Here is a 23,813-nt window from a genome sequence, read left to right as displayed (position 1 = left end):
CTCAATCTCCATAACAGGTTGCTGCCAAGCTACCTGACAGGTTCGCCCCCGCAACAGGAAAGATGCGCAATCCGCTTCAATGTTCCGAAAATACTCGGTCGCGCGGCCGGTTTATTCCCGGAACGCACGGTTGAAATAGTCGGTAAACGGTTTGGTCAGATAGCTGATCGGGGACCGCTCTTCGGTTTTGATGAAGGCCTCCACCGGCATACCCGGCAACAGTTCTACATCCCCCAGCCGCTCCATCTCTCCGTCATTCGGAACAATTTCTGCCGAATAGTAGGACATGCCGGTCGTTTCATCCTGAAACACATCGGCAGAGACTTTGGCCACAGTGCCAAAAATTTCCGGCGTTGTGCGCTGGTCGAAAGTAGAGAACCGCAGGCTCGCGTCCTGTCCGACATGCACCTGATCTACGTTGATTGCGGAAATGCGCGTGGTAATGACCAGAGGGCTATCTGTGGGCACAACATAAAGGATTGCATCGGCCGGACGTACCACAGAGCGGATTGCATGGACTGTCAGACCGTGGATGACACCCGACATGGGCGCGCGCACATCCATGCGACTCAGAGTTTCCTGAAGGCTCAGTTTACGTTCCAGCATCTCGATTTCCGAATAGCTGAGATCGCGAAGGGTAGAAATCGCTTCTTCACGGCGCTGGTTGCTCAGTTGTAGGATCTGGATATCCGTCTCGACAATTTGCGCACCGCCCCGGGCCGCCGAACTTTCCAGCTCCCCGATGGTTCCTTTAAGCCGAGCTGCTTCCCGTTCGAGTGACAGCACGCGGCTGGCCTGTGCAAGCCCCTTGGCCAACAGCCCCTGCTGGTCAATCAGTTCTTTGGTAATCAGTTCCACTTGCAGTTTCGAGGATTCCAGCTGCGCTTCCACTCCTCGGATCTGAAGTTTGATCTGCTGCTTGCGCTCGTTCAACTGCTCCACCTGTTTGTCGAGCGACTCGCGGCGCGCCTCGAAAAGGCGGGCTTGTCCCTCAATCAGGGCCTTCACATCCGGTGAGGTTTTAGCGAGTTCGAGCAATTCGGGATCAAAGCTTAGTGTTTCGGCATCGTCCCGTTCTGCAATAAGACGGGCACGACGGGACAGGATTTCGTTCAGCTGCCCGTTCACCGTCGACAGTTCGGAACGCAGCAACGTGTCGTCAAAGCGGATCAGGACATCACCTGCTTCTACGCGGTCACCTTCTTTTACCAGAATCTCGCCGACGACGCCGCCTTGGGGGTGCTGCACCACCTGACGCAGGCTCTCTACTTGAATCATGCCGCTGGAAATTACCGCGCCTGAAATCGTTGCGAAACTTCCCCAGATACCAAGGACACCGACCAGCACCGCAACCGCAAGCATCCCCATAAACAGGGGCTTTTTCGCGGACCAGCGGGATTGCACCGGTGCAGGAGTTACGCCGCCGGGCATTCCGGCCATAGACAATTGCTGCACGCTCATGACGCCCGTCCTTTTTGCAATGCATCTGTTATTTGCGCCACATTGCGCACTTGTTCCTTCAGCACTTCATCGCGCGGGCCAAAGGCCTTGCGCATACCGTTTTCAAGGACCAGCAGGTTTTCACATTCCGCAATCGCCGCGGGGCGGTGCGCCATGATGATGACCGACTTGCCTTCGGATTTCATCGTCCGGATCGCATCATTCAGCGCATTGGAGCCGACGGAATCCAGATTGGAGTTCGGTTCGTCAAGCACGAGAATCAGGGGATCGCCGTAAAGCGCACGAGCCAGACCGAGCCGCTGCCGCTGTCCGCCGGAAAGACGCCCGCCGAAATTGCCTATGGGCGTGTCATATCCTTCGGGTTGTTCGAGGATCATCTCATGGGCCCCCGCCTTCTTTGCCGCAGCCACCACGGCTGCTGCATCGGGGGTTTCCGACATGCGGGCAATGTTTTCCGCGATGGTGGCATCAAACAGCGTTACTGTTTGCGGCAGATAGCCGATGTACTGACCCAGCACATCGGGATCGTAGTTGTCCAGCGACGCGCCATCAAGACGGATACGCCCCGAAGCCGGTTTCCAAATCCCACAGATCACCCGCGCAAGGGAAGATTTTCCGGCCGCGCTCGGACCGATCACACCAAGAGCCGTACCCGGTTTCACTTCAAAGCTGACCATTTTCAGGCTCGCCTGAGATTCGCCCGGAGGAACGGCTGTCAGGTTTTGCGCGCTCAGATGGGCCTTGGGACGGGGCAGCGCAGTGCGGGGAGTCTCGTCAGGCACGATCTCAAGCAGTTTGGACAGGTTGAACCAGCCGCTGCTGGCCCGTTGCACCAGCGGCCACTGGCCAATTGCCATCTCGATCGGCGCAAGTGCGCGCCCCATCAGGATAGACCCTGCAATCATCGCACCCGGTGTCAGTTCGTTCTGCAACACCAGATAGGCGCCCAGCGCCAGCATCGCGGATTGCAGGAAAAGGCGGAACGCTTTGGTGAAAGAGGAAAACGCGCCGGTTACATCGCTGGACTGCATATTCGATTCCAGCGACTTGTTCCGTGTCTTGCGCCAGCGCGACATGACCGCGCCGCGCATCCCGAGCCCTTGGACAACTTCACGGTCGTCACGCACGTTTTCAGCAAAACTGTCGGCTCTTGTGCTTTGGATCTGGGCGTCGATTACACCTTTTTTAGAGACTTTCTGGTTGATGATCGTTGTCACAATCAGCAAAGCCCCGCCCGCAATCGCAAGATAACCGAGCATCGGGTGGAACATAAAAATGGCGCAGGCAAAGATCGGGGTCCACGGCATGTCGCAGATCGCAAACAGCGCCGGAGAGGTCATCAGCTTCTGCACTGATTCGAGATCCCGCAAACCGCTTTGGACTTTATCGCCGCGTCCGGGCTGGGAAGGCACCTTCAATAGTGCCTTGAAGACCCGTTCGTCCAGATCGGACTGGAACTGTGCACCAGCCCTGGCCAGAACACGGCCCCGCGCCCAGTCAAGGACGCCAAACAGAATATAAAGCAGGGCCACAAGCACAGAAAGCGCGACCAGTGTTGCCTCGGACCGGCTGCCGAGCACGCGGTCGTAGACCTGCAACATGAACAGCGGCCCTGTCAGCATAAGCAAGTTTACGAAAATACTGAAGAATCCTACGGACAGAAACAATCCACGGCTGCGGCTGCGCACGTCGCGCAATTCCGCCAGCCCGACAGGATAGTGCATTTTTTCGCCGGCCATTGCTCAATTCCAATCTTTTTATGCCAATCAATTATCCAAATACTTATAAACGCCTTATGATTAAAAAAAACATCAAAGCAGGTGTTGATCGCATAATCTTTGATGTAAATATGTGCCAATTGACACATGTTGTTTAGAGACTAAGTGCTCAAAAAGCACAAACACGCCGATTTTACACGCCTTTGGTCGACAGTCCGGAGGGATAGCCGTACAAGACCCACTCGACTGAATGACCCTTAACTTGTTGATAAATTCGATATGAAAATCCGTATGTCCCACAGCCTCCTTCCCCTGATTGGCGCTGTTGCCCTAACAGCCTGCACGGCAGGGCCGCCGGATCAGGAAATTTACGATCCGGACGAGGCTGCAAACCGTAAGGTTCACGCCTTCAACAAAGCGCTCGACAGAAACCTCGTGGCCCCCGTTGCTCGGGTGTACGGCAAGACCGTTCCTGTGCGGGCCGACAACGCTATCAGCAACCTTGCCACCCACCTCGCTATTCCGGGTGAAATCGTAAACAGCACGCTGCAACTGAACTTTGAAGATGTGGTGATCAACACGATCCGGTTTGCGACAAATACAGTCTTCGGGCTGGGTGGCCTGTTCGATTTCGCTACGGCTGCGGGCATGGATGAGGACGTGGATACCGATTTCGGCAAGACGCTTGCCGTCTATGGCTTCCCCGAAGGCCGTTACCTCGAGGTGCCTGTCTTTGGCCCGCGTACCGAACGGGAAACCTACGGTATTGTTGTGGACTACCTGCTTGATCCGCTCGGCAGTTTCCTGCCGGCAAGTGCGCAGAAAGTCACCTACCCGCTCTATGTGGTGGACAAGCTTGGCGACCGTAACGAATATGACGATGCAATCAGTGGTGTGCTGTATGAATCCGAAGACAGCTACGCCACGGCACGCTCCATCTACCTGCAAAACCGCAGATTTGATATCGGCGGCTCCGTAAATCTGGACGATCTGGAGGATCCCTATGCGAATTAAATCCCTACTCTCCCGTCGCAGCCTTCTCGGCTTGATCGTGGGTCTGTTCCTGGCCGGCCCTGCTGCGGCCCTGTCCCAGGCACAAGCTGAAAAACTGATCGGCGCACTGACAAACGACATTTTCCGCTCGATCAACTCGGGCAAGTCCGAAGCAGCGCTTTTCCGTGACTTTGAGAAAATTTTTGCGAAATACGCTGACGTTCCGACAATCGCCAGTTCCTCACTGGGTGTGGCCCGGCGCAGTGCGACTCCCGCACAGATGAGCGCTTATACAAAAGCGTTTCAAGGTTATGTATCGCGCAAATATGGCAAGCGCTTCCGCGAATTCATCGGCGCAACGATCGACGTAACAGGCGCGCGCCAGACCAAGCGCGGCTATCTGGTCAGCAGTAATGTGACCTTTAAGGGACAAAAGCCTTTTATTGTGGAATGGCAGGTGTCTGATGCTTCCGGTCGGGACAAAATGTTCGACATCATCATTGAAGGCATCTCCATGCTGCGTCTGGAGCGCGAGGAAATCGGCTCCATGCTGGACCGTCGCGGTGGTAACATCGACAAACTCATCGCCCATCTGAAAACGGCGTCCTGATCCACAGCACGCCGGTCCGACAGGGCCTGAAACCAAAAAGGCACCGGATGATGATCCGGTGCCTTTTTTTATGCGATTGAGAGCGGCGCGTACTGACAGCGCGATACGGCAGGTGGTTAGTTCTTCCCGCCGAAAATTCCGGTTATCACCTTCTTCAGCACGTTTTCTGCCTCTTGATCGAGCCGCTTCACGTCTCTCTCAATCTGCTCTGCCAGATCCCGCAGGGTATCATTGCCCCGACGCTGCTGCTGGTTCTGATTGTTTTCCTTGGCCACCTTAGGGGCCACCGGCTGTTTGGCAGGTACATCCATCGGAAGAGGTGCCGGCACCTTGCCGTCCAGAACCCGAACCATAGTTTCGCGCCAGATTTCGGCTGGCAGCCCGCCCCCGGTAACGCCTGTCAGTTTGGAGTTGTCGTCATACCCCATCCAGACACCGATAACATAATCAGAGTTAAAGCCGATATACCACGCATCCCGCGCCCCCTGAGTCGTGCCGGTCTTGCCTGCATTTTCGATACCTTCGATGCGGGCCCGTCCGCCGGTGCCGCCTTCAACCACCTGATTCATCATATAGATCAACTGGCGTGCCGCTTTTTGCGAAATCACCTGTTCCGGTGTTTCGTCAGTTTTTACGAACAGGGGCTTGCTGTCGCCCTGAAGGGTCAGTTCCTCAATGCCGTAGGGTTCTACAGCAGCACCCTGATTGAGAATACCTGCGTAAGCGCCGGTCATTTCCAGCAGGGTAGATTCAGACGCCCCCAACGCCATGGCCGGTCCGTTGGACAGTTCGTTCTTGATCCCGAACCCGCGGGCTGTTTCGCGCACCCGTTCCAGCCCTACAGCCACGGCAATTTTGACCGCCACTGTGTTGATGGACTTGGCAAGCGCCGTGGTCAGTGAAATCTCTCCAAGGAAATCCTTGGTGTAGTTTTTCGGTGTATATGGCCCCGAACCGGGCACGTTTATGGTAAACCTCTCGTCCACCACGCGGGTATCCCAGCGCCAGCCATCCTGCAGGGCAGTTGCATAAACGAAAGGCTTGAAGGAAGAGCCGGTCTGCCGGATCGCCTGTGTGGCGCGGTTGAACTCGCCTGCGTTGCCGGATTTTTTACCCCCCACAATGGCCCGCACTGCCCCGTCGGGCGACAGAACAACAATCGCAGCCTGCGCCTTGGAGCCTTCGCGCACCTTGGTTTCAAACACTGAGGTCAGCGCATCTTCGGCTGCTTTTTGCACCCGTTTGTCAAAGGTGGTCCGGATCACCAGATCTTCGGTGCTGTCCTTGAGTATGAACTCCGGCCCGCTTTCCATGATCCAGTCCGCAAAATATCCGCCCGCCCGCGCCTTGGCCACATCCGAGAGCTGCGCCGGATTGGCATGGGCCTCTGCGGCCTGTTGTTCTGTCAGATACCCCTGATCCTTCATCAGATCGATGATCAGATCGGCACGATCCTGTGCCCGACCGATGTTACGGGTCGGCGCGTTGGCCGAAGGTGCTTTCAAAAGCCCTGCAAGCATGGCGGCTTCCGGCACGCTGACCTCTGCTGCGGACTTGCTGAAATAGCGCTGGCTTGCAGCTTCGAACCCGTGGCTCCCAGCCCCGAGATATGCGCGGTTCATATAGATCGTCATGATCTCGTCTTTGGTGTATTTGATCTCCATCGCCAGCGACATGGGAACTTCCTTGATCTTGCGCTCGATCGAGTTCATGTCCGAGAAGAATACCCGTTTGGCCACCTGCTGCGTAATTGTAGATCCGCCATGTCCTTTCAAAGGATGCCGGCCTTCGCGCATATTGGTGCGGATCGCCCCCAGAATACCCCGCGGCGATAATCCGAAATGGCGATAGAACCGTTTGTCCTCTGTTGCGATGACAGCATTGCGCAACTGTGGCGCGACAGATTTCGCATGTACCAGCCCGCCGAACTGATCCCCGCGCCATGCGAACACTTGTCCGGTGTCATCCTCCAGGGTCACCGATCCTTTTTGCCGGTCGTCCATCAGCGCGGTCGCATCAGGCAGTTTGGCATAGTAGTACATCGTGGTCGTGCCGATGATAATCCCGAGCACAACGGCCACGCGGAAGGTAATCCACCAGATTATCCGCAGAATCCCGCCAACGACCCACTTGATGGCCCGAACGAATATATTCCCCGTCGGCTTTTTGCGCGGAGCCTTGGCTTTGGGTTTCGATTTCCGGAAGGACGGCAGCAAACCTTTCAGCATTCCGGTCTTTGAACCGGATGCTTTTGCAGACTTAGCCTTTGCAGGTTTCGCCTTCGCAGCTTTGTAGTCCCTTTTGGGCGCCACCAAGGGGCCCCGTTTACCATTATCCGCCATAACCGCCCGTGCCTGTTTTAGGTCATTCCCTGCAAGATAGTGCGGTTGGTCCTGTTTGTGGAGGGCTTAGAGCCCTGCCAGTCCAGATTCTTTTTCGCCTATATTTAGGTCAGACGCTAGTGCGTGATTAAATTTTAGGCATTTATCATTTTTTCTGCGCTGCAGAAATTGCCTAAACTTGTATCAACCCGCCGGAAACGGCTTGTCTGAGCCAACGGCCGGGCGATCCGGTTGATTAAACCTACGAGGGACAGATGAAGCTTATTATAGCGACAATTAAACCTTTCAAACTGGAAGAAGTCCGCACAGCGCTGACGGACATCGGCGTGAAAGGGATGATGGTCACGGAGATCAAAGGCTACGGCGTTCAATCCGGCCACACCGAAATCTATCGCGGGGCAGAATACGCAATTAACTACGTGCCCAAGATGAAACTGGAAATCGTTGTCACGGCCGACATGGCCGAGCAAGCCGTAAGCGCGATCGAAGAAAGCGCCAAAACCGGCAAGATCGGTGACGGCAAGATTTTTGTACTGGATGTGGAGCAAGCAGTCCGCGTTCGCACCGGCGAAATCGGCGACGACGCGATCTAAACGCTGCAAAATGATGATGAACGAGGATAAAGTCATGACCTATTCCCTGAAAACCCCGCTTCTGGCGCTGGCGGCTACCGCCCTGCCGGTCGTCGCGATGGCACAGGATGCCACGCCGACCGCCGTACCAACCGAAGTCAATTTCATTCTGACCACGCTGCTGTTTCTGGTCGGCGGCTTTCTGGTGTTCTTTATGGCCGCCGGTTTTGCCATGCTGGAAGCCGGTTTGGTCCGCTCCAAGAACGTAACCATGCAGCTGACCAAAAACATGGCGCTGTTTGGTCTGGCCTGTATCTTTTACTACCTGATCGGCTTTAACCTGATGTACCCGGGCGACGCCTGGATCGTGCCGAACGTTATTGGCGCCCTGAGCCCGACAAGCCTTGAGCCGGTTGGCCTTGCTGCAGCAGACGCCGATCTGTCCTATGCTTCTGTTGGTTCGGATTTCTTCTTCCAGCTGATGTTCTGTGCCGCAACAGCATCCATCGTGTCCGGTGCTCTGGCCGAACGGATCAAACTCTGGCCGTTCCTGATCTTTGTCGTTGTCCTGACAGCGGTTATCTACCCGATCCAGGCATCCTGGAAATGGGGCGCAGGCTTCCTTGATCAAGCCGGTTTCCTTGACTTCGCAGGTTCCACAGTTGTGCACTCTGTAGGCGGCTGGGCTGCTCTGACAGGCGCGATCATTCTTGGGCCACGGATCGGTAAATACCGTGAAGGCCGCGTCACACCTATGCTGGGTTCCAACCTGACACTGGCCACTTTGGGTACATTCATCCTGTGGCTCGGCTGGTTCGGCTTCAACGGCGGTTCGCAGCTGGCAATGGGTACTGTAGGCGATATTGCTGATGTTTCCCGTATCTTCGTAAACACCAATGCTGCCGCTGCCGGTGGTGTGGTTGCCGCGCTGGTCCTGACACAGATGCTCTACAAAAAGCCTGACCTGACCATGATCCTGAACGGTGCGCTTGCCGGTCTCGTCTCTATCACAGCCGAGCCGCTGACACCTTCCATCGGTGCAGCAACCCTGATCGGTGCCGTTGGTGGTGTGATCGTTGTCTTCTCTGTTCCGCTTCTGGACAAGTTCCGCATCGACGACGTGGTTGGCGCCATTCCGGTACACCTTATTGCAGGTATCTGGGGCACAATCGCCGTGATCTTCACCAACAGCGACGCATCCCTTGGCGCACAGCTCTACGGTATCATCACAGTAGCAGTCTTTGTGATCGTCACCTCCGCTGTTGTCTGGTTCATCCTGAAAGCGATCATGGGCATCCGTGTACCGCAAGAAGCCGAAGTAACCGGCCTCGACATGAGCGAGCTGGGCATGGAAGCCTACCCTGAATTCGCGCAAAACTAAAAACCGCGCAATTCCGTAAAGACAGAAAGCCGGGCCTTCGGGTCCGGCTTTTTCTTTGCGCTTGGGGCTGGTCAGCGACGAATTTTACCGTCACCTTGCAGCCAAACCGATGAAAGGATCAGACATGAACGCCCCACAGCCGAACGCAACCAACATGGATCACTGGGACGCCCGCGTGGATCTCGCCGCAGCTTTTCGCTGGACCGAAAGGCTGAACTTCCACGAGGCCGTAGCCAATCATTTTTCCTATGCCGTGAATGACGACGGAACCCAGTTCCTGATGAACCCCAATCAGATGCATTTCGCGCGAATCAAGGCGAGCGACCTTCTGCTGCTGGATGCCAATGATCCCGATGTCCTGTCCCGCCCCGGCGCACCGGACCCGACAGCATGGGGTCTGCACGGTGCGCTGCACCGCCACTGCCCTCACGCCCGCTGCGCCATGCACGTCCATTCGGTCCATGCAACGGTTCTGGCCAGCCTGAAAGACAGCCGCCTGTTGCCGATTGACCAGAACACCGCCACATTCTTCAACCGCTATGTGATTGACGACAATTACGGCGGACTGGCCTTTGAAGAGGAAGGCGAACGTTGCGCCCAACTGTTCAGCGATCCCAAAGTCAAGGTAATGATCATGGGCAACCATGGCGTAATGATTATTGGCGACACCGTCGCTGATACGTTCAACCGGCTCTATTACTTCGAACGCTCCGCCGAAACCTACATCCGCGCGTTGCAAACCGGACAGGAACTGCGGGTGCTTTCCGACGAAATCGCTGAAAAGACGGCGCGGGAACTGGAAGACTATCCCGAACAGGCAGATCGCCATCTGGCCGAACTGAAACTGATCCTCGACGAAGAAGGCTCCACCTACGCGAGCTAGGCCGTCGCGCCCCGCGCCTCTGCCCCGCGCATCGCACGGGGCGAGGTCGCGAATTCGGCGCGAAAGGCCCGCGTCATCGCCGTGGCATCACGATACCCGCAACGCACCGCGATCTCGGCAATGCCAAGCTCCGTGTCATGCACAAGATTGCGTGCCACCACCATACGCTGGCGCCGGTAAACCTGTCGTGGTGTCGCGCCAAGCGCGGCTTTCACACGCGCCTCCAGCGTTTTTTGCGACACGCCCAGACGCCGCGCCAGTTCCTTCACGGACAGCGGGCTTTCCACATGAGCCTGCATCAGGTCAAGCGCCCGCCCCACCAGACGATCCCGCGCCCGACCAAATCCCCCATCCACCCGCGCATCCGACATAAAGAGTGTGGCCACATCCTGTCGCAACGCCTCTCCGTGCTGGGAGGCAATCAGGTGCATCGCCAGATCAAACGCCGCAATGGCCCCCGTGCAGGTGATCCGGTTCCCGTCAATGACATAGCGTTCCCGCAGCACCTCTACTTCGGGGAAGGTTTCGGCAAATGCATCCAGTTCCTCCCAATGGATTGTAGCCCGCCGTCCCCGCAACAGCCCCGCCACGGCCATCAGCCAAGCGCCTGTATCAAACCCCGCGATGATGCCAAAGCGCTTGGCCGCCGCCCGCAGGCCGAGCTGGGTCGGTGCGCCTGTGTGGCTGTGATGGGCATAACTCGGCATGACGAAGAGCATTTCGCCCGACATCCCGTCAAGCCGCCCGTCCGGCGTGATTTCCAACCCACTGGAACTGGTTACGCTGTTTCCATCGAGCGACAGGAAGTGCCAGTCGAACAGATCGACTCCCGCCAGATCATTGGCAGCCCGCAGCGGCTCAATAGCATTGGCCAGGCAGTGGTTCGAAAAGTGATCGAACAACAAAACCCCGACTCGTAACTCGCCCGAAGATGATTTTTTCCAGATCGGCATGATCAAGGGATACTTGTGCAAGGTTGTCCTTTGCAAGAGGCATAGGCTCGGGGCAACATCAAAAGGATTCCGACATGCAATACGGCCTGACCGAAGAACAGGAAATGATCGCCTCTACTGTGCGGTCCTTTGTTGAGAAAGAAATCTATCCTCACGAGGAACTGGTCGAACGGACGGGTGAAGTGCCCAAGGAAATCGCGGACGAAATCAAACGCAAGACACTCGAGCTGGGGTTTTACGGCTGCAACTTTCCGGAAGAAGTGGGCGGGGCCGGCCTGAACCACCGCGAATTTGCGCTGGTGGAACGAGAACTGGGACGTGGTTCTATGGCACTGAACCATTTCTTTGGCCGCCCTCAGAATATCCTGATGGCCTGTAACGCCGAACAGCGCGAGCGCTATCTGATGCCAGCCATGCGCGGCGAGCGGATGGACGCATTGGCAATGACAGAACCGGGGGCCGGTTCGGATGTGCGCGGCATGAAGTGCTCCGCCGTGCGCGATGGTGGAGACTGGGTGGTAAACGGCACCAAGCACTTTATTTCCGGTGCGGATCATGCAGATTTCATCATCGTCTTTATCGCCACAGGCGAAGACGATACGCCCAAAGGCCCGAAGAAGCGGATCACCACATTTCTGGTGGATCGTGGCACACCGGGCTTTACCATCCGCGACGGTTACAAATCCGTATCCCACCGCGGCTACAAGAATATGATCCTTGAATTCGACGACTGTCGCCTGCCAGACGCACAGGTTCTGGGAGAGGTAGACGGCGGCTTTGCGGTGATGAACGAATGGCTCTACGCCACGCGGATTACCGTCGCGACCATGTCTGTGGGCCGTGCGCGCCGCGTATTCGACTACGCACTGTCCTACGCCGCCGAGCGGGAACAGTTCGGCCAGCCCATCGGCAAGTTTCAGGGTGTCAGCTTTCAGATCGCTGACATGATTACCGAAATCGACGCGGCAGACCTGCTGACCCTTGCGGCAGCGGACCGGCTGGACAAGGGCCTGCCCGCAAACCGCGAAATTGCCAGTGCAAAGCTCTACGCCTCTGAGATGCTTTCCCGCGTCACAGATGCGGCCATCCAGATCCACGGTGGCATGGGCCTGATGGACGATTATCCGCTGGAACGCTTCTGGCGCGATGCGCGCGTGGAACGGATCTGGGACGGTACATCTGAAATTCAGCGTCACATCATCAGCCGCGAGCTTTTGCGCGCGTTGGGCGCGTAAGCCATGCGCTCCGCGCGGGGATATTTAAGGCCAGAAGAAAGGCGCGGCGGGGTGGAAACAGCCCTCTGCGCTTTGAACAGCGGCAGAGGGCCTTCTCCTGGCGCGGCCATCGGCTTCCCAGCCTGTACCGCACATCGGTTAAACCTGATTCCTGTTAACAAATCCTTGCTTCTTCTGGCAGAAAATATCCCCGCCGGAGGCTGGAAACCTTTTTCCCTTGGGACCTGACGCCATGACCTTGCAGAGACTCTTTTCCCCGAAGTCCATTGCCATAATCGGTGGCGGCGCCTGGTGCGAAGCGGTGGCTGAACAGGCTCAACGGGCCGGTTTTAAGGGACCGATCTTTCCGGTACACCCCAAGGGAAAGCCCCTTGGAAACCTGCCCGCTTATACCAGCCTTGGTGATCTGCCCGAACCGCCGGACGCCTGCTTCATCGGGGTAAACCGGCATGCAACGCTGGACATTGTGGCGGAACTTTCTGCCATGGGGGCCGGCGGTGCCATCTGCTTTGCCTCGGGGTTTTCCGAAGCCGATCATGAAGACGCGGCCGGTTCTGATTTGCAGGCGCAACTGGTTGCGGCGGCGGGCCAAATGCCGGTTTTGGGGCCGAACTGCTATGGCATGATCAATTACCTTGATTCCGCAATCCTGTGGCCCGACCAGCATGGCGGCACACCGGTGCAAAGCGGGGTGGCGATTGTCATGCAATCCTCCAACATGGCTGTGAACATCACCATGCAGCAACGGGGCCTGCCAGTCGCGGCCGTGGCCTGTGCGGGAAATCAGGCGCAGACCGGCATGGCGGAAATCGGCGCCCATTTTCTGGAAGATCCGCGCATTACCGCTCTTGGCCTGCATATTGAAGGGTTTAACGACATCCGCGCCTATGAGGCGCTGGCGCAAAAAGCAGCTGAACTGGGCAAGCCGATTGTGGCCCTGAAAGTGGGGAAATCGGATCAGGCGAAGGCCGCTACCATTTCGCACACGGCATCTGTCGCGGGGGGAGACGCGGGGGCGACGGCCTTGTTGCGGCGTCTTAACATTGCGCGGGTGAACAGCCTGCCGACCTTTCTTGAAACCTTGAAACTGCTGCATTTTGCAGGCCCGCTGCCCTCTGGCGAGATTGCGTCGATCAGTTGTTCGGGCGGCGAGGCGAGCCTTGCAGCGGATACCGCACATGGCACATCTGTCACCTTTCCGCCGTTGACCGAGAGCCAGAGCCGCAACCTGCGCGACGCGCTGGGCCCAATGGTGGCATTGGCAAATCCGCTGGATTATCACACGTATATCTGGCGCAACACGGAAGCGATGGCCACGGCATGGGCCGCGATGATGGAACCCCATCTGGCGCTGACCCTACTGGTGGTTGATTTTCCCCGCGCCGACAAATGCTCGGATGCGGATTGGGATTGCGCCATTGATGCCGCCGGACTGGCCAAAGCGCGAACCGGTGCGGCGGTCGCAATGGTTGCAACCCTACCGGAAAACCTGTCTGAAGCCATCGCAGCACGTTTGATTGCAAAAGGCGTGATCCCGATGCTCGGTCTGCGCGAAACGGTTGAGGCTGTCGCCGCAGCCGCACGATGCTCCGCGCCTTCAAACCAACCGGTACTGTTACCAACAGAGAGCGGAGCTGCAGAAACAGTGAGCGAAGCCAAAGCCAAAACCGCGCTTTATGCCCACGGATTGCGTATACCCAAATCTGCTCAGGCCACCTCCCCGGCGCAGGCAGCGCAAGTGGCGGGGGAAATCGGTTTTCCTGTCGTGCTCAAAGGGGTGGGCATCGCCCATAAATCAGAGGCCGGAGCGGTGGCGCTGAACCTGCAACAGCCGGAGGCCGTGGAAGCTGCCGCAGCAACGATGCCGTGTGTGCAGTTTCTGGTTGAAGAGATGATCACAGGCACCGTGGCTGAAATGCTGGTCGGTGTGGTCAAGGATCCGGCCCACGGCTTCGTTCTGACCTTGGGTGCTGGCGGGGTGCTGACCGAACTGCTGGAGGACAGCGCGTCCCTGTTGATCCCCTCCACCCGCGCAGAAATCGCAGCCGCGCTTGGCACTCTTAAAATTAGCAAAATGCTGAACGGGTTCCGCAATGCCTCTGCTGCCCATATGCCTGCCGTTCTGGATGCCATAGAAGCGGTTCAGAACTATGTCCTTGCCAATGCTCACGGCTTGGAAGAAGTTGAAATCAATCCGTTGATCTGCACCCCCACCGATGCCATTGCAGCAGACGCCCTGCTGCGCCGGCAGACCGGTGCGCGTGCGACCAACACGTCACAGACACAAACGCACGAGAAGGCCCTGACATGACAGACCCGATAAAAACCCGCCGCGAGGGCGGCATTCTGGAAGTGACACTGGACCGCCCCAAGGCCAACGCCATTGATCTGGCCACCAGCCGCATCATGGGTAAGGTCTTTGCAGATTTCCGCGACGATCCGGAATTGCGGGTGGCTATTGTCACCGGCGGCGGCGAGAAATTCTTCTGCCCCGGCTGGGACCTGAAAGCCGCCGCTGACGGGGATGCGGTTGACGGGGATTACGGCGTCGGCGGTTTCGGCGGCTTGCAGGAATTGCGCGGGCTGAACAAACCTGTGATCGCGGCTGTGAACGGCATCTGTTGTGGCGGCGGGCTGGAACTGGCGCTGTCGGCGGATATTATTCTGGCGGCGGATCATGCCTCTTTCGCCCTGCCGGAAATCCGTTCCGGCACGGTTGCGGATGCGGCGAGCATCAAGTTGCCCAAGCGCATTCCCTATCACATCGCGATGGAAATGCTGCTGACGGGCCGCTGGCTTGATGCGGAAGAAGCACACCGCTGGGGCTTTGTGAACCAGATCCATCCCGGCGCCGACCTGCTGGAAAAGGCCTGGGACATGGCGCGGATGCTCGAAAGCGGGCCGCCACTGGTTTATGCGGCGATCAAGGAAGTCGTGCGCGATGCCGAGGACAGCAAGTTTCAGGATGCCATGAACCGGATCACCCAGCGCCAGCTTGAATCCGTGGACCGGCTCTATTCCTCCGAAGACCAGCTGGAAGGCGCCCGCGCCTTTGCCGAAGGCCGCGATCCGGTCTGGAAGGGCCGTTAGCCGCCTTATCGTTTTCACATCAGGACAGGACAGACCAACCGGAATTCATTTCAGAGATCAAAGGAAACACCATGCTTACCGATAAAGGCCAGAACGATGCAGAAGCCCATTTGCGCGCACTGGATCAGCGCCATACTCTTCACCCGTGGACCCATTTCGACAGTTTCGAAAAAGAAGGTGCCATGGTCGTGGAGAGCGGTGAAGGCTGCTATCTGAAAGACGCCAACGGCAAGTCCTATCTGGATGCCGTGGGTGGCATGTGGTGCACCAATATCGGGCTGGGGCGCAAGGAAATGGCGCAAGCCATTGCCGAGCAGGTTGAAAAGCTGGCCTATTCCTCGACCTTTGTGGATATGACCAACGGGCCGAGTGCGTTGCTGGCGCAAAAGCTGGCCAGCCTGACTCCGGGTGACCTGAACAGGATGCATTTCACCACTGGCGGTTCCACGGCAGTGGACTCGGCCTATCGTCTGGTGGGGTTCTACAACTACTGTCGTGGCAAGCCGGAAAAGACCCATATCATCGCGCGGGATCAGGCCTATCACGGGTCCACTTTCGTCACCATGTCCATAGGCAACAAGGCGGCCGACAAAGTGACAGAGTTCCAGTACCTGCGGGATGGCATCCACCATATCTCCGCGCCTCATTTCTATCGCGCTGAAGGCAACCCTACCGAAGACGAATTTACCGACCAGTTGATCGCCGAGTTTGAAGCCAAGATCGCAGAGATCGGCGCAGATAAGGTCGCCGCCTTTTTTGCAGAGCCTATTCAGGCGTCTGGCGGGGTGCTTGTACCCCCGAAAGGCTATCTGAAACGGATGTGGGAGGTTTGCCAGAAGCACGACATCCTGTTCCTTGCCGATGAGGTCGTGACCGCTTTCGGACGGTTGGGCCATTTCTTTGCGATTGAGGATGAATTCGGCGTTGTGCCGGACATCATCACCACGGCCAAGGGGCTGTCTTCGGGGTATCTGCCGATGGGCGCGATGATCTATTCGGATCGCATCCACGAAGTGATTTCCCAAGGCGATGAAAACCGCTGGTTCACCAGTGGTTACACCTATAGCGGGCATCCCGTCTGCTGTGCTGCCGCGCTGAAGAATATCGAGATCATGGAGCGCGAAAACCTGATGCAGAACGCGGCCGAGGTAGGCAGCTATTTTGAAGAGCAGCTTCACACGCTGAACGACCTTGAAATCGTTGGCAACGTGCGCGGTCGCAAGCTGATGATGTGTGTAGAGAACGTGAAGGACAAGGCCAGTAAAGAACTGTTCCCCGACGAGGTGGATATTGGCAAACGGATCGCAACCACCGCAGAAAGCATGGGATTGCTGGTGCGTCCGATCGGCCATCTGAACGTGATGTCTCCGCCTCTGACCCTGACCCGCAAGGATGTGGACTTTTTGGTAAAAACTTTGCGGGCCTCTATCGTAGAAGTCACAAAAGAACTGCGTAAAGAAGGGCATTTGTAACGTTTTCGCTTGCTCTGAAACGATTTCCGAAGTTCCAATGGAAGGAAGTCAAAGACACAAAATGCGAAGTGATTACAAACTGATGATCCTAGGCTCTATCGTATGAGCGGGTTTACCAAATGGCGCCGCTCGGAAGAAGCTTCGGGCTGGCTGCTGGTCAGCCCTACGCTGGTCTATTCCATTCTGTTGCTGGCAGCACCGCTTGCAATGGTTATCGCGCTCAGCTTCTGGACGCAGGACTACCTCGATCTCGATAAAACCTTCACCTTGAAGAACTATGTCGAAGCCTGGTCCGAACCGATTTACCAGACTCTGATGGGGCGGTCCCTGAAGATTTCCGCGCTCGTGACGGCGCTGACGATCCTGCTGGCTTTTCCGGTCGCCTATTACGTCAGCTTTTACGTCCCGCAAAAGCGCAAACCACTGTGGATTTTCCTGATCACCATTCCGTTCTGGACCAGTTACCTGATGCGGATTTTCCTGTGGAAAGTGATCCTTGGGTACAACGGGGTTGTGAACGGCTCGTTGCTGGGGCTCGGTGTGATCGAACAGCCGCTGTCCTTTATTCTTTATAACCAGAATGCCGTGGTAGTGACGCTAGCCCATGCTTGGGTGCCTTTCGCCATTCTGCCGATCTTCGTCGCGCTGGAAAAAATCGACCGTTCCCTGCTGGAAGCCGCAGAGGATCTGGGCGACGGTCCCCTGCGCCGGTTCATCCGTGTCACCCTGCCACTGGCGATGCCGGGCGTGGTGGCGGCGACCGTTATCGTCTTTATCCCGACCATCGGGGATTACGTCACACCGCGGCTGGTGGGTGGGCCGAACGGATTGATGATCTCCAACATGATCGAACTGCAGTTCAAAAAGGCCAATAACGCCCCCCTTGGCGCGGCGCTGGCGCTGTCGGCCATGTTCCTTGTGTCGGTGATTTCCCTGGTCTTCGTCTGGTTGAACCGCAAATATCTGGTGGGGCAGAAATGAAGTCCGGCAAACTTTTCAAACTATATATCGCAGTGTTTCTGGTGTTTCTTTACGCCCCTGCCCTGCTGTTGCCGGTCTTTGCCTTTAACGACAGTTCGATTGTCTCCTTTCCGCTAAAAGGCTTCACGCTGAACTGGTTCAATGTGCTTTGGGAAACCGAAGCCCTGCACACCGCCACAAAAAACAGCCTGCTAATCGCTGTCAGTACCGCGATTATCTCTACGAGCCTTGGTATTCTGGCGGCGCGGGCCTCTTCCCGCTATAAGTTTCGCGGACAAAAGGCGGTGATGGGATTCATCATGATCCCGCTGGTCCTGCCCGAGATTATCGTCGGTGTGTCCCTGCTGGTTGTGATCCTGCAAATGGGGTTTGACCTGTCGCTCTGGACCATTGTGCTGGGGCATGTGCTGATCTGCACGCCGTTTTGCGTGGCGATCCTGTCTTCGGCGTTTCTGAACCTTGATCAAAGCCTTGAAGAAGCCTCTTTCGATCTGGGGCAAACCAAACTGGCAACCTTCTGGCTGGTTACGATGCCGCTGGTGCTGCCCGGTGTGGTGTCTTCGATGCTGATCTCTTTTACCATATCACTGGATGAATTTATCATCGCCTTCTTTCTGGCCGGAACCGAACCCACACTGCCGGTCTATATCTGGGGGCAGCTGCGGTTCCCGCAAAAACTGCCCAGCCTGATGGCCCTTGGCACGATCCTGTTGATCCTGTCCCTGACCCTGCTGGCCACAGCCGAATATTTCCGCCGCCGTAGCGCAAGAAAAACAGGCATTGAAGATGCCGGAGGATTCCTATGACCGACCCGATCATCCGCCTAAGCGGCATCGATAAATTCTACGGCGACTTTCAGGCGCTTTACGATGTGAATGCGGAGATCCGCACGGGCGAATTCTTCTCCCTGCTCGGGCCGTCGGGCTGTGGCAAGACAACCCTGCTGCGCACTATCGCGGGATTTGAAGATGTCTCTGCCGGTAAGGTGGAAATTGCCGGACAGTCGATGGAAAATGTTCCCGCCAACCGCCGCCCCACCAATATGGTATTCCAGAGCTATGCCATCTTTCCCCATATGACAGTGGCTGAAAACGTCGCCTACGGGTTGAAGGCGCGCAAGATGCCCAAGGACAAAATCGCAACCGAGGTGGCCACTGCGCTGAAACAGGTCGGTCTGGAGGGATACGGCGACCGTGCCTCTCATGCCATGTCCGGCGGGCAGAGACAGCGCGTGGCGCTTGCCCGTGCGCTGGTGCTGAAACCCAAGGTGCTGCTGCTGGACGAACCGCTTTCCGCGCTCGACAAGAAGATGCGCGAACAGATGCAATCCGAACTGCGCCACCTTCAACGGGCGGTCGGGATCACGTTTATTCTGGTGACACATGATCAGGAAGAAGCGCTGACCATGTCCGACCGGATCGCGGTGATGTTCGAAGGGCGGATCGGGCAGCTTGCCTCACCGCAGGATCTCTACCGCCGCCCTGTAAACCGCAAGGTGGCTGAATTTATCGGCGTGATGAACTTCCTTGATGTTTCGCTTAGCGCAGGCACAGCCGGTACTTTTGAGTGCGAGATCGCAGGGCTTGGCAAAGCTATCATCCCGGCCGAACAAGCGCCCGGTGGCGTTGATGCCAGCGTGACAGCAGGGGTGCGCCCTGAAATGCTGACAATACTATCCGGCGAAAACGCCCGCTCCGAACGAGAGGCATCAGGGATTGTCGAAGATGTCTACTACTACGGCGATATGACTTACTACGACGTGAAGCTGGACGGCGTAGACCACCCCGTCACAATATCCATGCGCAACACCGCCGGACGTGCCGTCCTGTCCCGCCAGGACCGTGCCCGCGTCGGCTGGGGCGCGGAAAGCGTTCTGTTGCTGAAGTAGGCGCGGTATCAATCAGGACGCGCCTAATCCTCGGGATAGCTGAGTATGACTTCAAAGGTCTTGTACTTCATGCGCGCGGCATGTCGCATTGCCTGTGCAGCTGCCTGTCCGGCGACAGGGCCTGTCACACAAGATACCGCATGGTTTTAAACGTTCTGAACAGACGATCCTCAACATCAGCGACAGCTTCCGGCCAATATGCTTGGCCTGCAGAACTCCCCAAGACCAATGCTTGCGGGCGGGCTGATCTGGGCGTTCCATCTATGCTTTTCAACGCAGAAATCCGCGATTGCCGTACATTCATCTCAATTTGTTTGCAGTCCATGATCTTTCCTTCAGAGCTTGTTAACTGAAACAAATATACGGGGTTTATTTTCGAAAACCCGTTGGGAAGGGAATAGGACGCCTACTATCTTGGGCGTAGATCCTATCCGTTAGCATAGGAAAATATCAGAATTGCCGCCTCTTCCGCTCCGCCAGACACAAACCGGCAGTGTCTTCTTAGAAAAATTGGAAAACAGGTCGAATCGTCAGCACTTGCACCGCTGCCGAAGGGCAGGCTTGTCCTTGAAAAGCTGATTAGGAAGGGGCTGACCAAGCGACCTCCTTATGTTTGCAGCCGCACAAATAAAAAAGGGCGCCCGAACGAGCGCCCTTTTCCAAGACTGCTTTACCGATTTAGAAACCGGCTTTGATCTTTTCGAATTCTGCGATCATCTTCTCACGCAGTTGCTGGTCCATAGGGATTTGCGCCAGAATTGGCACGTTAATCTCGCCCAGACCGGCCCCTTCAAGCGCTTCTGTCCCAAGGGAAGCCATTTGCGCTTCGTTGCCGCTGCCATAGCCCCATTCGTTCACAATGTATTGCGTGGTTTCAGGTGACAGCCATGTGTTGAAGAAATCATAGACCAACGCTTCGTCGTTCGGACCGTCCTTCAGGTTCACATACCCGCAGAACCATGTTGAAGAACCTTCCTTTGTCTCGCGGTTGGCTTCTACGGGAATATCTTCCCCTGCAAGTGTTGTCGGGGTCTCGTTCCAAGCCCAGGCTACAATCACTTCACCGCTGGTCATCAACTGGGCCAGCTCCGCGCCATCGGCCCAATAGGCCCGCACCATCGGGTGAACCGCGCGCAGCCATTCGTTGGCTTTGGCGAAATCCTCGTCCGTTGCTTTTGACCAGTCTTGAGTACCCGTCGCCAGATAGGCCAGTGCATAAACATCGTCCACATTGTCCGGCAGCGCGATGCGGCCCGCGTATTTGGGATCCTTGAACACTTCAAGGGTGTCCATTGCGGCCGGATCAACCAGATCGCTGCGATAGGTCAGGGCTGTTGTGCCCCAGTCGGACGGGATCAGGTAATATTCGCCGTCGAACTTGAAAGCTTCCTTCATTCCGGCGTTCACTTCGTCCCAGCGTTCGATTTTGGCAGGGTCGATGGGTTCGATCAGTCCCGCATCCAGCCACTTGGAAACGGACTGGCTGCAAGGGTGCGACACATCTGCCTTGAACCCCGAACGCAACTTTTGAAAGGCTTCTTCCTCTTCGCCGAAAAACGAATAGGTTGGCGGACCGCCATGCTTGGCAATGTAACTTTGCAAAAAGCCTTCGTCTTCATAGCCCGACCAATCCAGAACGACCAGTTCTTGCGCGGTTACAGCAGAGGCGGCGAGGAATCCGGACAGGATGGTCCCTGTCATAAGCATGTTGAGCTTCATATTATCTCCCGATTGGTTAATGCGCTTTGAATCGTTGTCCAAGCGCTGTGTTGGTTCCCGAATCCTAGTGCAGCTAAATAGCATGGTCCACAGATTCCACTGTGTCAGCGACCGGTATTTCATGAAAATGAACGGGCCTGTTGTTTGCTTTCCTGTTCGCCAAAACTCGCTTTCTGCTCAGTTTGTGAAAGCTGGATTACCCCTAGGGTTGCATACCTCAACCAGATGCCGAGGAACAATTCGTATCCTGAAACAACATAGTGTGTGACACAACCGAACCTCTCAATATCCTGTAGTTGAAAGCGGCAGATGTGGATTCTCGCGCATTGCGCGCGCGGAAGTTTTACAAAATTGACGTAAAAATTTTACAAAACTTTACAAACGGAGGTTTCGTTTTTGGCAATAACTCGGTGCTTTGCCTCTGATTTTGCAAATAAAGACGCAGAAATCCCGATTCTTTCTAAAAGTGAATATTTAATTGCGAAAACCAAGCCACCGGCAATTCCGGGCGCTCCGTGATAAGTTTGCATCGTTTTTCACGCTTTTTTCTCAAGTTTTCCCTGACTCTGTACGAGTGTTAACAACAATGCGTCACAAACCCGCCACATTATTTGAGAATACTACCACAAGATGTAACCGATCCCTGACGCTTGGTAGAAACCTAGGAGCGCGTCTTGAGACCAAGAAAGACATGGTGGGGCAAATGAAAATTCTCGCGGTTGATGATGACGAAATCATCCTGGAGCTGCTGAAAGAGGTCGTAGGGGCTGCTGGCTTCCCTGACATCACTCTGGTGACGTCCGGTGCCGAGGCCTTGCATACAATCAAAAACAGCCCGACCCGCTTTGACTGTTTTCTTCTCGACATCCAGATGCCGGAAATGGATGGGATCGAATTGTGCCATCACATTCGCAAGTTCCCCGCCTACCGCTCTGCACCGATCCTTATGATCACCGCCATGGCCGACCGCCAGTACATCGACCGCGCCTTTACAGCGGGTGCGTCGGATTATGTTACAAAACCCTTCGACGTGCTGGAACTGGGCACCCGTGTAAACCTTGCCGCCCGTCTGGTACAGGAACACGCCGCAGCAGAAGACAAAAGCTTCGCTCTTGAAGCGCTGCGGGATCAAATCGAAACCAAGAACCCTGTCGCCCTTTCCGAAGAAATCCGGATCGACGGTGTGGCCGGAGTGATCGGCAAGCTCGCCTTTGAAAACTACCTTTTGCAACTGACACGCGGAGGGCTGTTCGGTTCCTGCATTGTTGCATTTCAGGTGGCGAATATTTCGACAATTCACGCGCACAGCTCGGGTAGCGACTTCTCAAATACAATCATCGATATTGCCGAAGCGATTTCCGACAACTTGCGCCGGAGTGAATTTTTCCTCAGCTATCGGGGCAACGGCCAGTTTGTAGCCATCTGCCACAAGGTTGTAATGGATACGTTCAATGACCTGCCCGGTGAGATCTCAATGTCGATCCGGGATATGGAACTTGTCTATGACAATGGCGCCAAAATGGATGTGCAGCTGGTCATGGGGCAACCTGTCAAATGTGGCTTCTTCAGCAGTAAGAACACGCTTGAGCCGCTGTATAAGGCCGTAGATTCTGCCGAAACCGCTGCGCAATCCTTGCGCCGTCTTCCAAAGAACAACGGCTGGTCCAGCAAGATAGACACCATTCGGAACCGCCTGAAACATCCGTCAGCCAAAAACGTCACCAAGATGGAAATGGGCTTCTGATGAACCCGGCACTGTCTGACAAGCTTCTGGAAATTCGGGGAAAATTCGTGAGCAGCCTGCCCGAGCGGGAAGAACGTCTTTCAGCGCTTCACGCAAAGCTGACCGAAGGTACCTGCACAGCCAATGACATGGACGAGTTGCGCTTTATCGTGCACAAGATCCACGGGCTGGCTGGTACTTTGGGCTTTAATGCACTGGGTAGCTTTGCTGCCAATCTGGAAACAGACGTTAATGCAGCTATTGAAAAAGGCGGCTACAGCAGTGCTTTGTGTGACGGTGTCACAAGCCTTATCGGCCACGTACAGGATGCGATAAATACCTGATCTATAGTTGGCTTTCCAGAAGGGGCACCTTGCCCCCTCAGGCAGGCTGTCAGGCCTCCTGCCCGTCCCAGATCGCGCGGATCTCATCCGCCAGAGTGGTCGGATCAAACGGCTTCACGATCACAGCTTTCGCCCCCTGATCCAGCAAAGCCTGCTTTTCCTTTTGATGGGCTTTAGCCGTCATGAATACGGCAGGCACCCCATCTAGCGCTGATATCTTGCGCAGCTCCCGCAGTGTATCCTCCCCCCCGATCACCGGCATCATTACATCCAGCAAAATAAGGTCCGGTGCATACTCTTCGGCCACAGCAATAGCGTCATGGCCGGAGGCACATTGGTGCACGTCAAAGCCGCCAATCATCTCCAGCGCGATTTTAGCTATTTCCCGGATATCAGCGTCATCTTCGACGTGGAGGATTTTTTCAAGTGCGGCCATAATAATGTATTC

20 protein-coding genes are annotated in these 23,813 nt (G+C 56.2%); 14 read left to right on the top strand and 6 right to left on the bottom strand.

Translation table 11 applies throughout. The features are described 5' to 3' along the window. Positions 1–111: 111 nt before the first annotated feature. Positions 112–1,461: an HlyD family type I secretion periplasmic adaptor subunit gene (locus C0U40_RS02395; RefSeq protein ID WP_286134739.1), complete on the bottom strand. Its 1,350-nt coding sequence runs from the start codon at positions 1,459–1,461 to the stop codon at positions 112–114. Next, the gene (locus tag C0U40_RS02390; protein ID WP_101654145.1) at positions 1,458–3,200 is read right to left on the bottom strand and encodes a type I secretion system permease/ATPase; all 1,743 of its coding nucleotides are present in this window, start codon (positions 3,198–3,200) and stop codon (positions 1,458–1,460) included. Before C0U40_RS02390 ends, C0U40_RS02395 begins: the two co-directional genes overlap by 4 nt. Positions 3,201–3,470: 270 nt before the next feature. Here C0U40_RS02390 and C0U40_RS02385 point away from each other — a divergent pair, with 270 nt between their 5' ends. Continuing rightward, positions 3,471–4,193 carry an MlaA family lipoprotein gene (locus tag C0U40_RS02385; protein ID WP_180957597.1) on the top strand — a complete coding sequence of 241 codons (723 nt, stop codon included), beginning with the start codon at positions 3,471–3,473 and terminating at the stop codon, positions 4,191–4,193. Continuing rightward, positions 4,183–4,782 (top strand): MlaC/ttg2D family ABC transporter substrate-binding protein, encoded by a 600-nt coding sequence (locus C0U40_RS02380; RefSeq protein WP_101654143.1) that lies wholly within the window; start codon positions 4,183–4,185, stop codon positions 4,780–4,782. The genes C0U40_RS02385 and C0U40_RS02380 overlap by 11 nt, the downstream gene beginning before the upstream one ends. A 116-nt stretch (positions 4,783–4,898) precedes the next feature. On the opposite strand, the gene C0U40_RS02375 is transcribed toward C0U40_RS02380, so the two are convergent. Continuing rightward, a complete protein-coding gene (locus C0U40_RS02375) occupies positions 4,899–7,124 on the bottom strand; it encodes a transglycosylase domain-containing protein (RefSeq protein WP_101654142.1) in 2,226 nt (741 codons plus the stop codon). Between the two features lie 254 nt (positions 7,125–7,378). Between C0U40_RS02375 and C0U40_RS02370 the strand changes: the two genes are divergently transcribed. The 3 genes from C0U40_RS02370 to C0U40_RS02360 all read left to right on the top strand — a co-directional run bounded on the left by C0U40_RS02370 (position 7,379) and on the right by C0U40_RS02360 (position 9,960). Continuing rightward, the gene (locus C0U40_RS02370) at positions 7,379–7,717 is read left to right on the top strand and encodes a P-II family nitrogen regulator (RefSeq protein WP_101654141.1); all 339 of its coding nucleotides are present in this window, start codon (positions 7,379–7,381) and stop codon (positions 7,715–7,717) included. 34 nt (positions 7,718–7,751) lie between these two features. Further along, positions 7,752–9,077 carry an ammonium transporter gene (locus tag C0U40_RS02365; protein ID WP_101654781.1) on the top strand — a complete coding sequence of 442 codons (1,326 nt, stop codon included), beginning with the start codon at positions 7,752–7,754 and terminating at the stop codon, positions 9,075–9,077. 124 nt (positions 9,078–9,201) lie between these two features. Beyond that, positions 9,202–9,960: a class II aldolase and adducin N-terminal domain-containing protein gene (locus C0U40_RS02360; RefSeq protein ID WP_286134738.1), complete on the top strand. Its 759-nt coding sequence runs from the start codon at positions 9,202–9,204 to the stop codon at positions 9,958–9,960. On the opposite strand, the gene C0U40_RS02355 is transcribed toward C0U40_RS02360, so the two are convergent. Then, positions 9,957–10,913, bottom strand: a complete 957-nt coding sequence (locus C0U40_RS02355) for a GlxA family transcriptional regulator (RefSeq protein ID WP_101654140.1) — start codon at positions 10,911–10,913, stop codon at positions 9,957–9,959. The two genes, C0U40_RS02360 and C0U40_RS02355, sit on opposite strands and share 4 nt — an antisense overlap. 74 nt (positions 10,914–10,987) lie before the next feature. Between C0U40_RS02355 and C0U40_RS02350 the strand changes: the two genes are divergently transcribed. From C0U40_RS02350 to C0U40_RS02320, 7 genes are all read left to right on the top strand, one after another. Then, positions 10,988–12,148: an acyl-CoA dehydrogenase family protein gene (locus tag C0U40_RS02350; protein WP_101654139.1), complete on the top strand. Its 1,161-nt coding sequence runs from the start codon at positions 10,988–10,990 to the stop codon at positions 12,146–12,148. Between the two features lie 232 nt (positions 12,149–12,380). Then, the gene (locus C0U40_RS02345; protein ID WP_101654138.1) at positions 12,381–14,459 is read left to right on the top strand and encodes an acetate--CoA ligase family protein; all 2,079 of its coding nucleotides are present in this window, start codon (positions 12,381–12,383) and stop codon (positions 14,457–14,459) included. Next, entirely contained in the window at positions 14,456–15,238 is a 783-nt protein-coding gene (locus C0U40_RS02340) for a carnitinyl-CoA dehydratase (RefSeq protein WP_101654137.1), read from the top strand. The genes C0U40_RS02345 and C0U40_RS02340 overlap by 4 nt, the downstream gene beginning before the upstream one ends. A gap of 71 nt (positions 15,239–15,309) precedes the next feature. Then, entirely contained in the window at positions 15,310–16,710 is a 1,401-nt protein-coding gene (locus C0U40_RS02335) for an aminotransferase (protein WP_101654136.1), read from the top strand. 102 nt (positions 16,711–16,812) lie between these two features. Further along, positions 16,813–17,691: an ABC transporter permease gene (locus C0U40_RS02330; RefSeq protein WP_101654135.1), complete on the top strand. Its 879-nt coding sequence runs from the start codon at positions 16,813–16,815 to the stop codon at positions 17,689–17,691. After that, the gene (locus C0U40_RS02325; protein ID WP_101654134.1) at positions 17,688–18,497 is read left to right on the top strand and encodes an ABC transporter permease; all 810 of its coding nucleotides are present in this window, start codon (positions 17,688–17,690) and stop codon (positions 18,495–18,497) included. Before C0U40_RS02330 ends, C0U40_RS02325 begins: the two co-directional genes overlap by 4 nt. Beyond that, the gene (locus C0U40_RS02320; RefSeq protein WP_101654133.1) at positions 18,494–19,579 is read left to right on the top strand and encodes an ABC transporter ATP-binding protein; all 1,086 of its coding nucleotides are present in this window, start codon (positions 18,494–18,496) and stop codon (positions 19,577–19,579) included. The genes C0U40_RS02325 and C0U40_RS02320 overlap by 4 nt, the downstream gene beginning before the upstream one ends. Before the next feature lie 678 nt (positions 19,580–20,257). Here the strand turns inward: C0U40_RS02320 and C0U40_RS02310 are convergent. Continuing rightward, entirely contained in the window at positions 20,258–21,298 is a 1,041-nt protein-coding gene (locus tag C0U40_RS02310; RefSeq protein ID WP_101654131.1) for an extracellular solute-binding protein, read from the bottom strand. Positions 21,299–22,001: 703 nt separating this feature from the next. Between C0U40_RS02310 and C0U40_RS02305 the strand changes: the two genes are divergently transcribed. Together C0U40_RS02305 and C0U40_RS02300 are read left to right on the top strand one after the other, a co-directional pair. Next, the gene (locus tag C0U40_RS02305; protein WP_180957596.1) at positions 22,002–23,042 is read left to right on the top strand and encodes a response regulator; all 1,041 of its coding nucleotides are present in this window, start codon (positions 22,002–22,004) and stop codon (positions 23,040–23,042) included. Then, positions 23,042–23,365 (top strand): Hpt domain-containing protein, encoded by a 324-nt coding sequence (locus C0U40_RS02300; RefSeq protein WP_101654129.1) that lies wholly within the window; start codon positions 23,042–23,044, stop codon positions 23,363–23,365. Before C0U40_RS02305 ends, C0U40_RS02300 begins: the two co-directional genes overlap by 1 nt. 49 nt (positions 23,366–23,414) lie before the next feature. Here C0U40_RS02300 and C0U40_RS02295 read toward each other — a convergent pair whose 3' ends face one another. Then, a complete protein-coding gene (locus tag C0U40_RS02295) occupies positions 23,415–23,801 on the bottom strand; it encodes a response regulator (protein ID WP_101654128.1) in 387 nt (128 codons plus the stop codon). Positions 23,802–23,813: the final 12 nt, after the last annotated feature.

The sequence above is a fragment of the Neptunicoccus cionae genome (assembly GCF_002860325.1).
Classification (GTDB): Bacteria; Pseudomonadota; Alphaproteobacteria; order Rhodobacterales; family Rhodobacteraceae; genus Amylibacter; species Amylibacter lutimaris.
The sequence above is the reverse complement of the archived record's forward strand: the minus strand, read 5'-3'. Positions and strand labels throughout refer to the sequence as shown.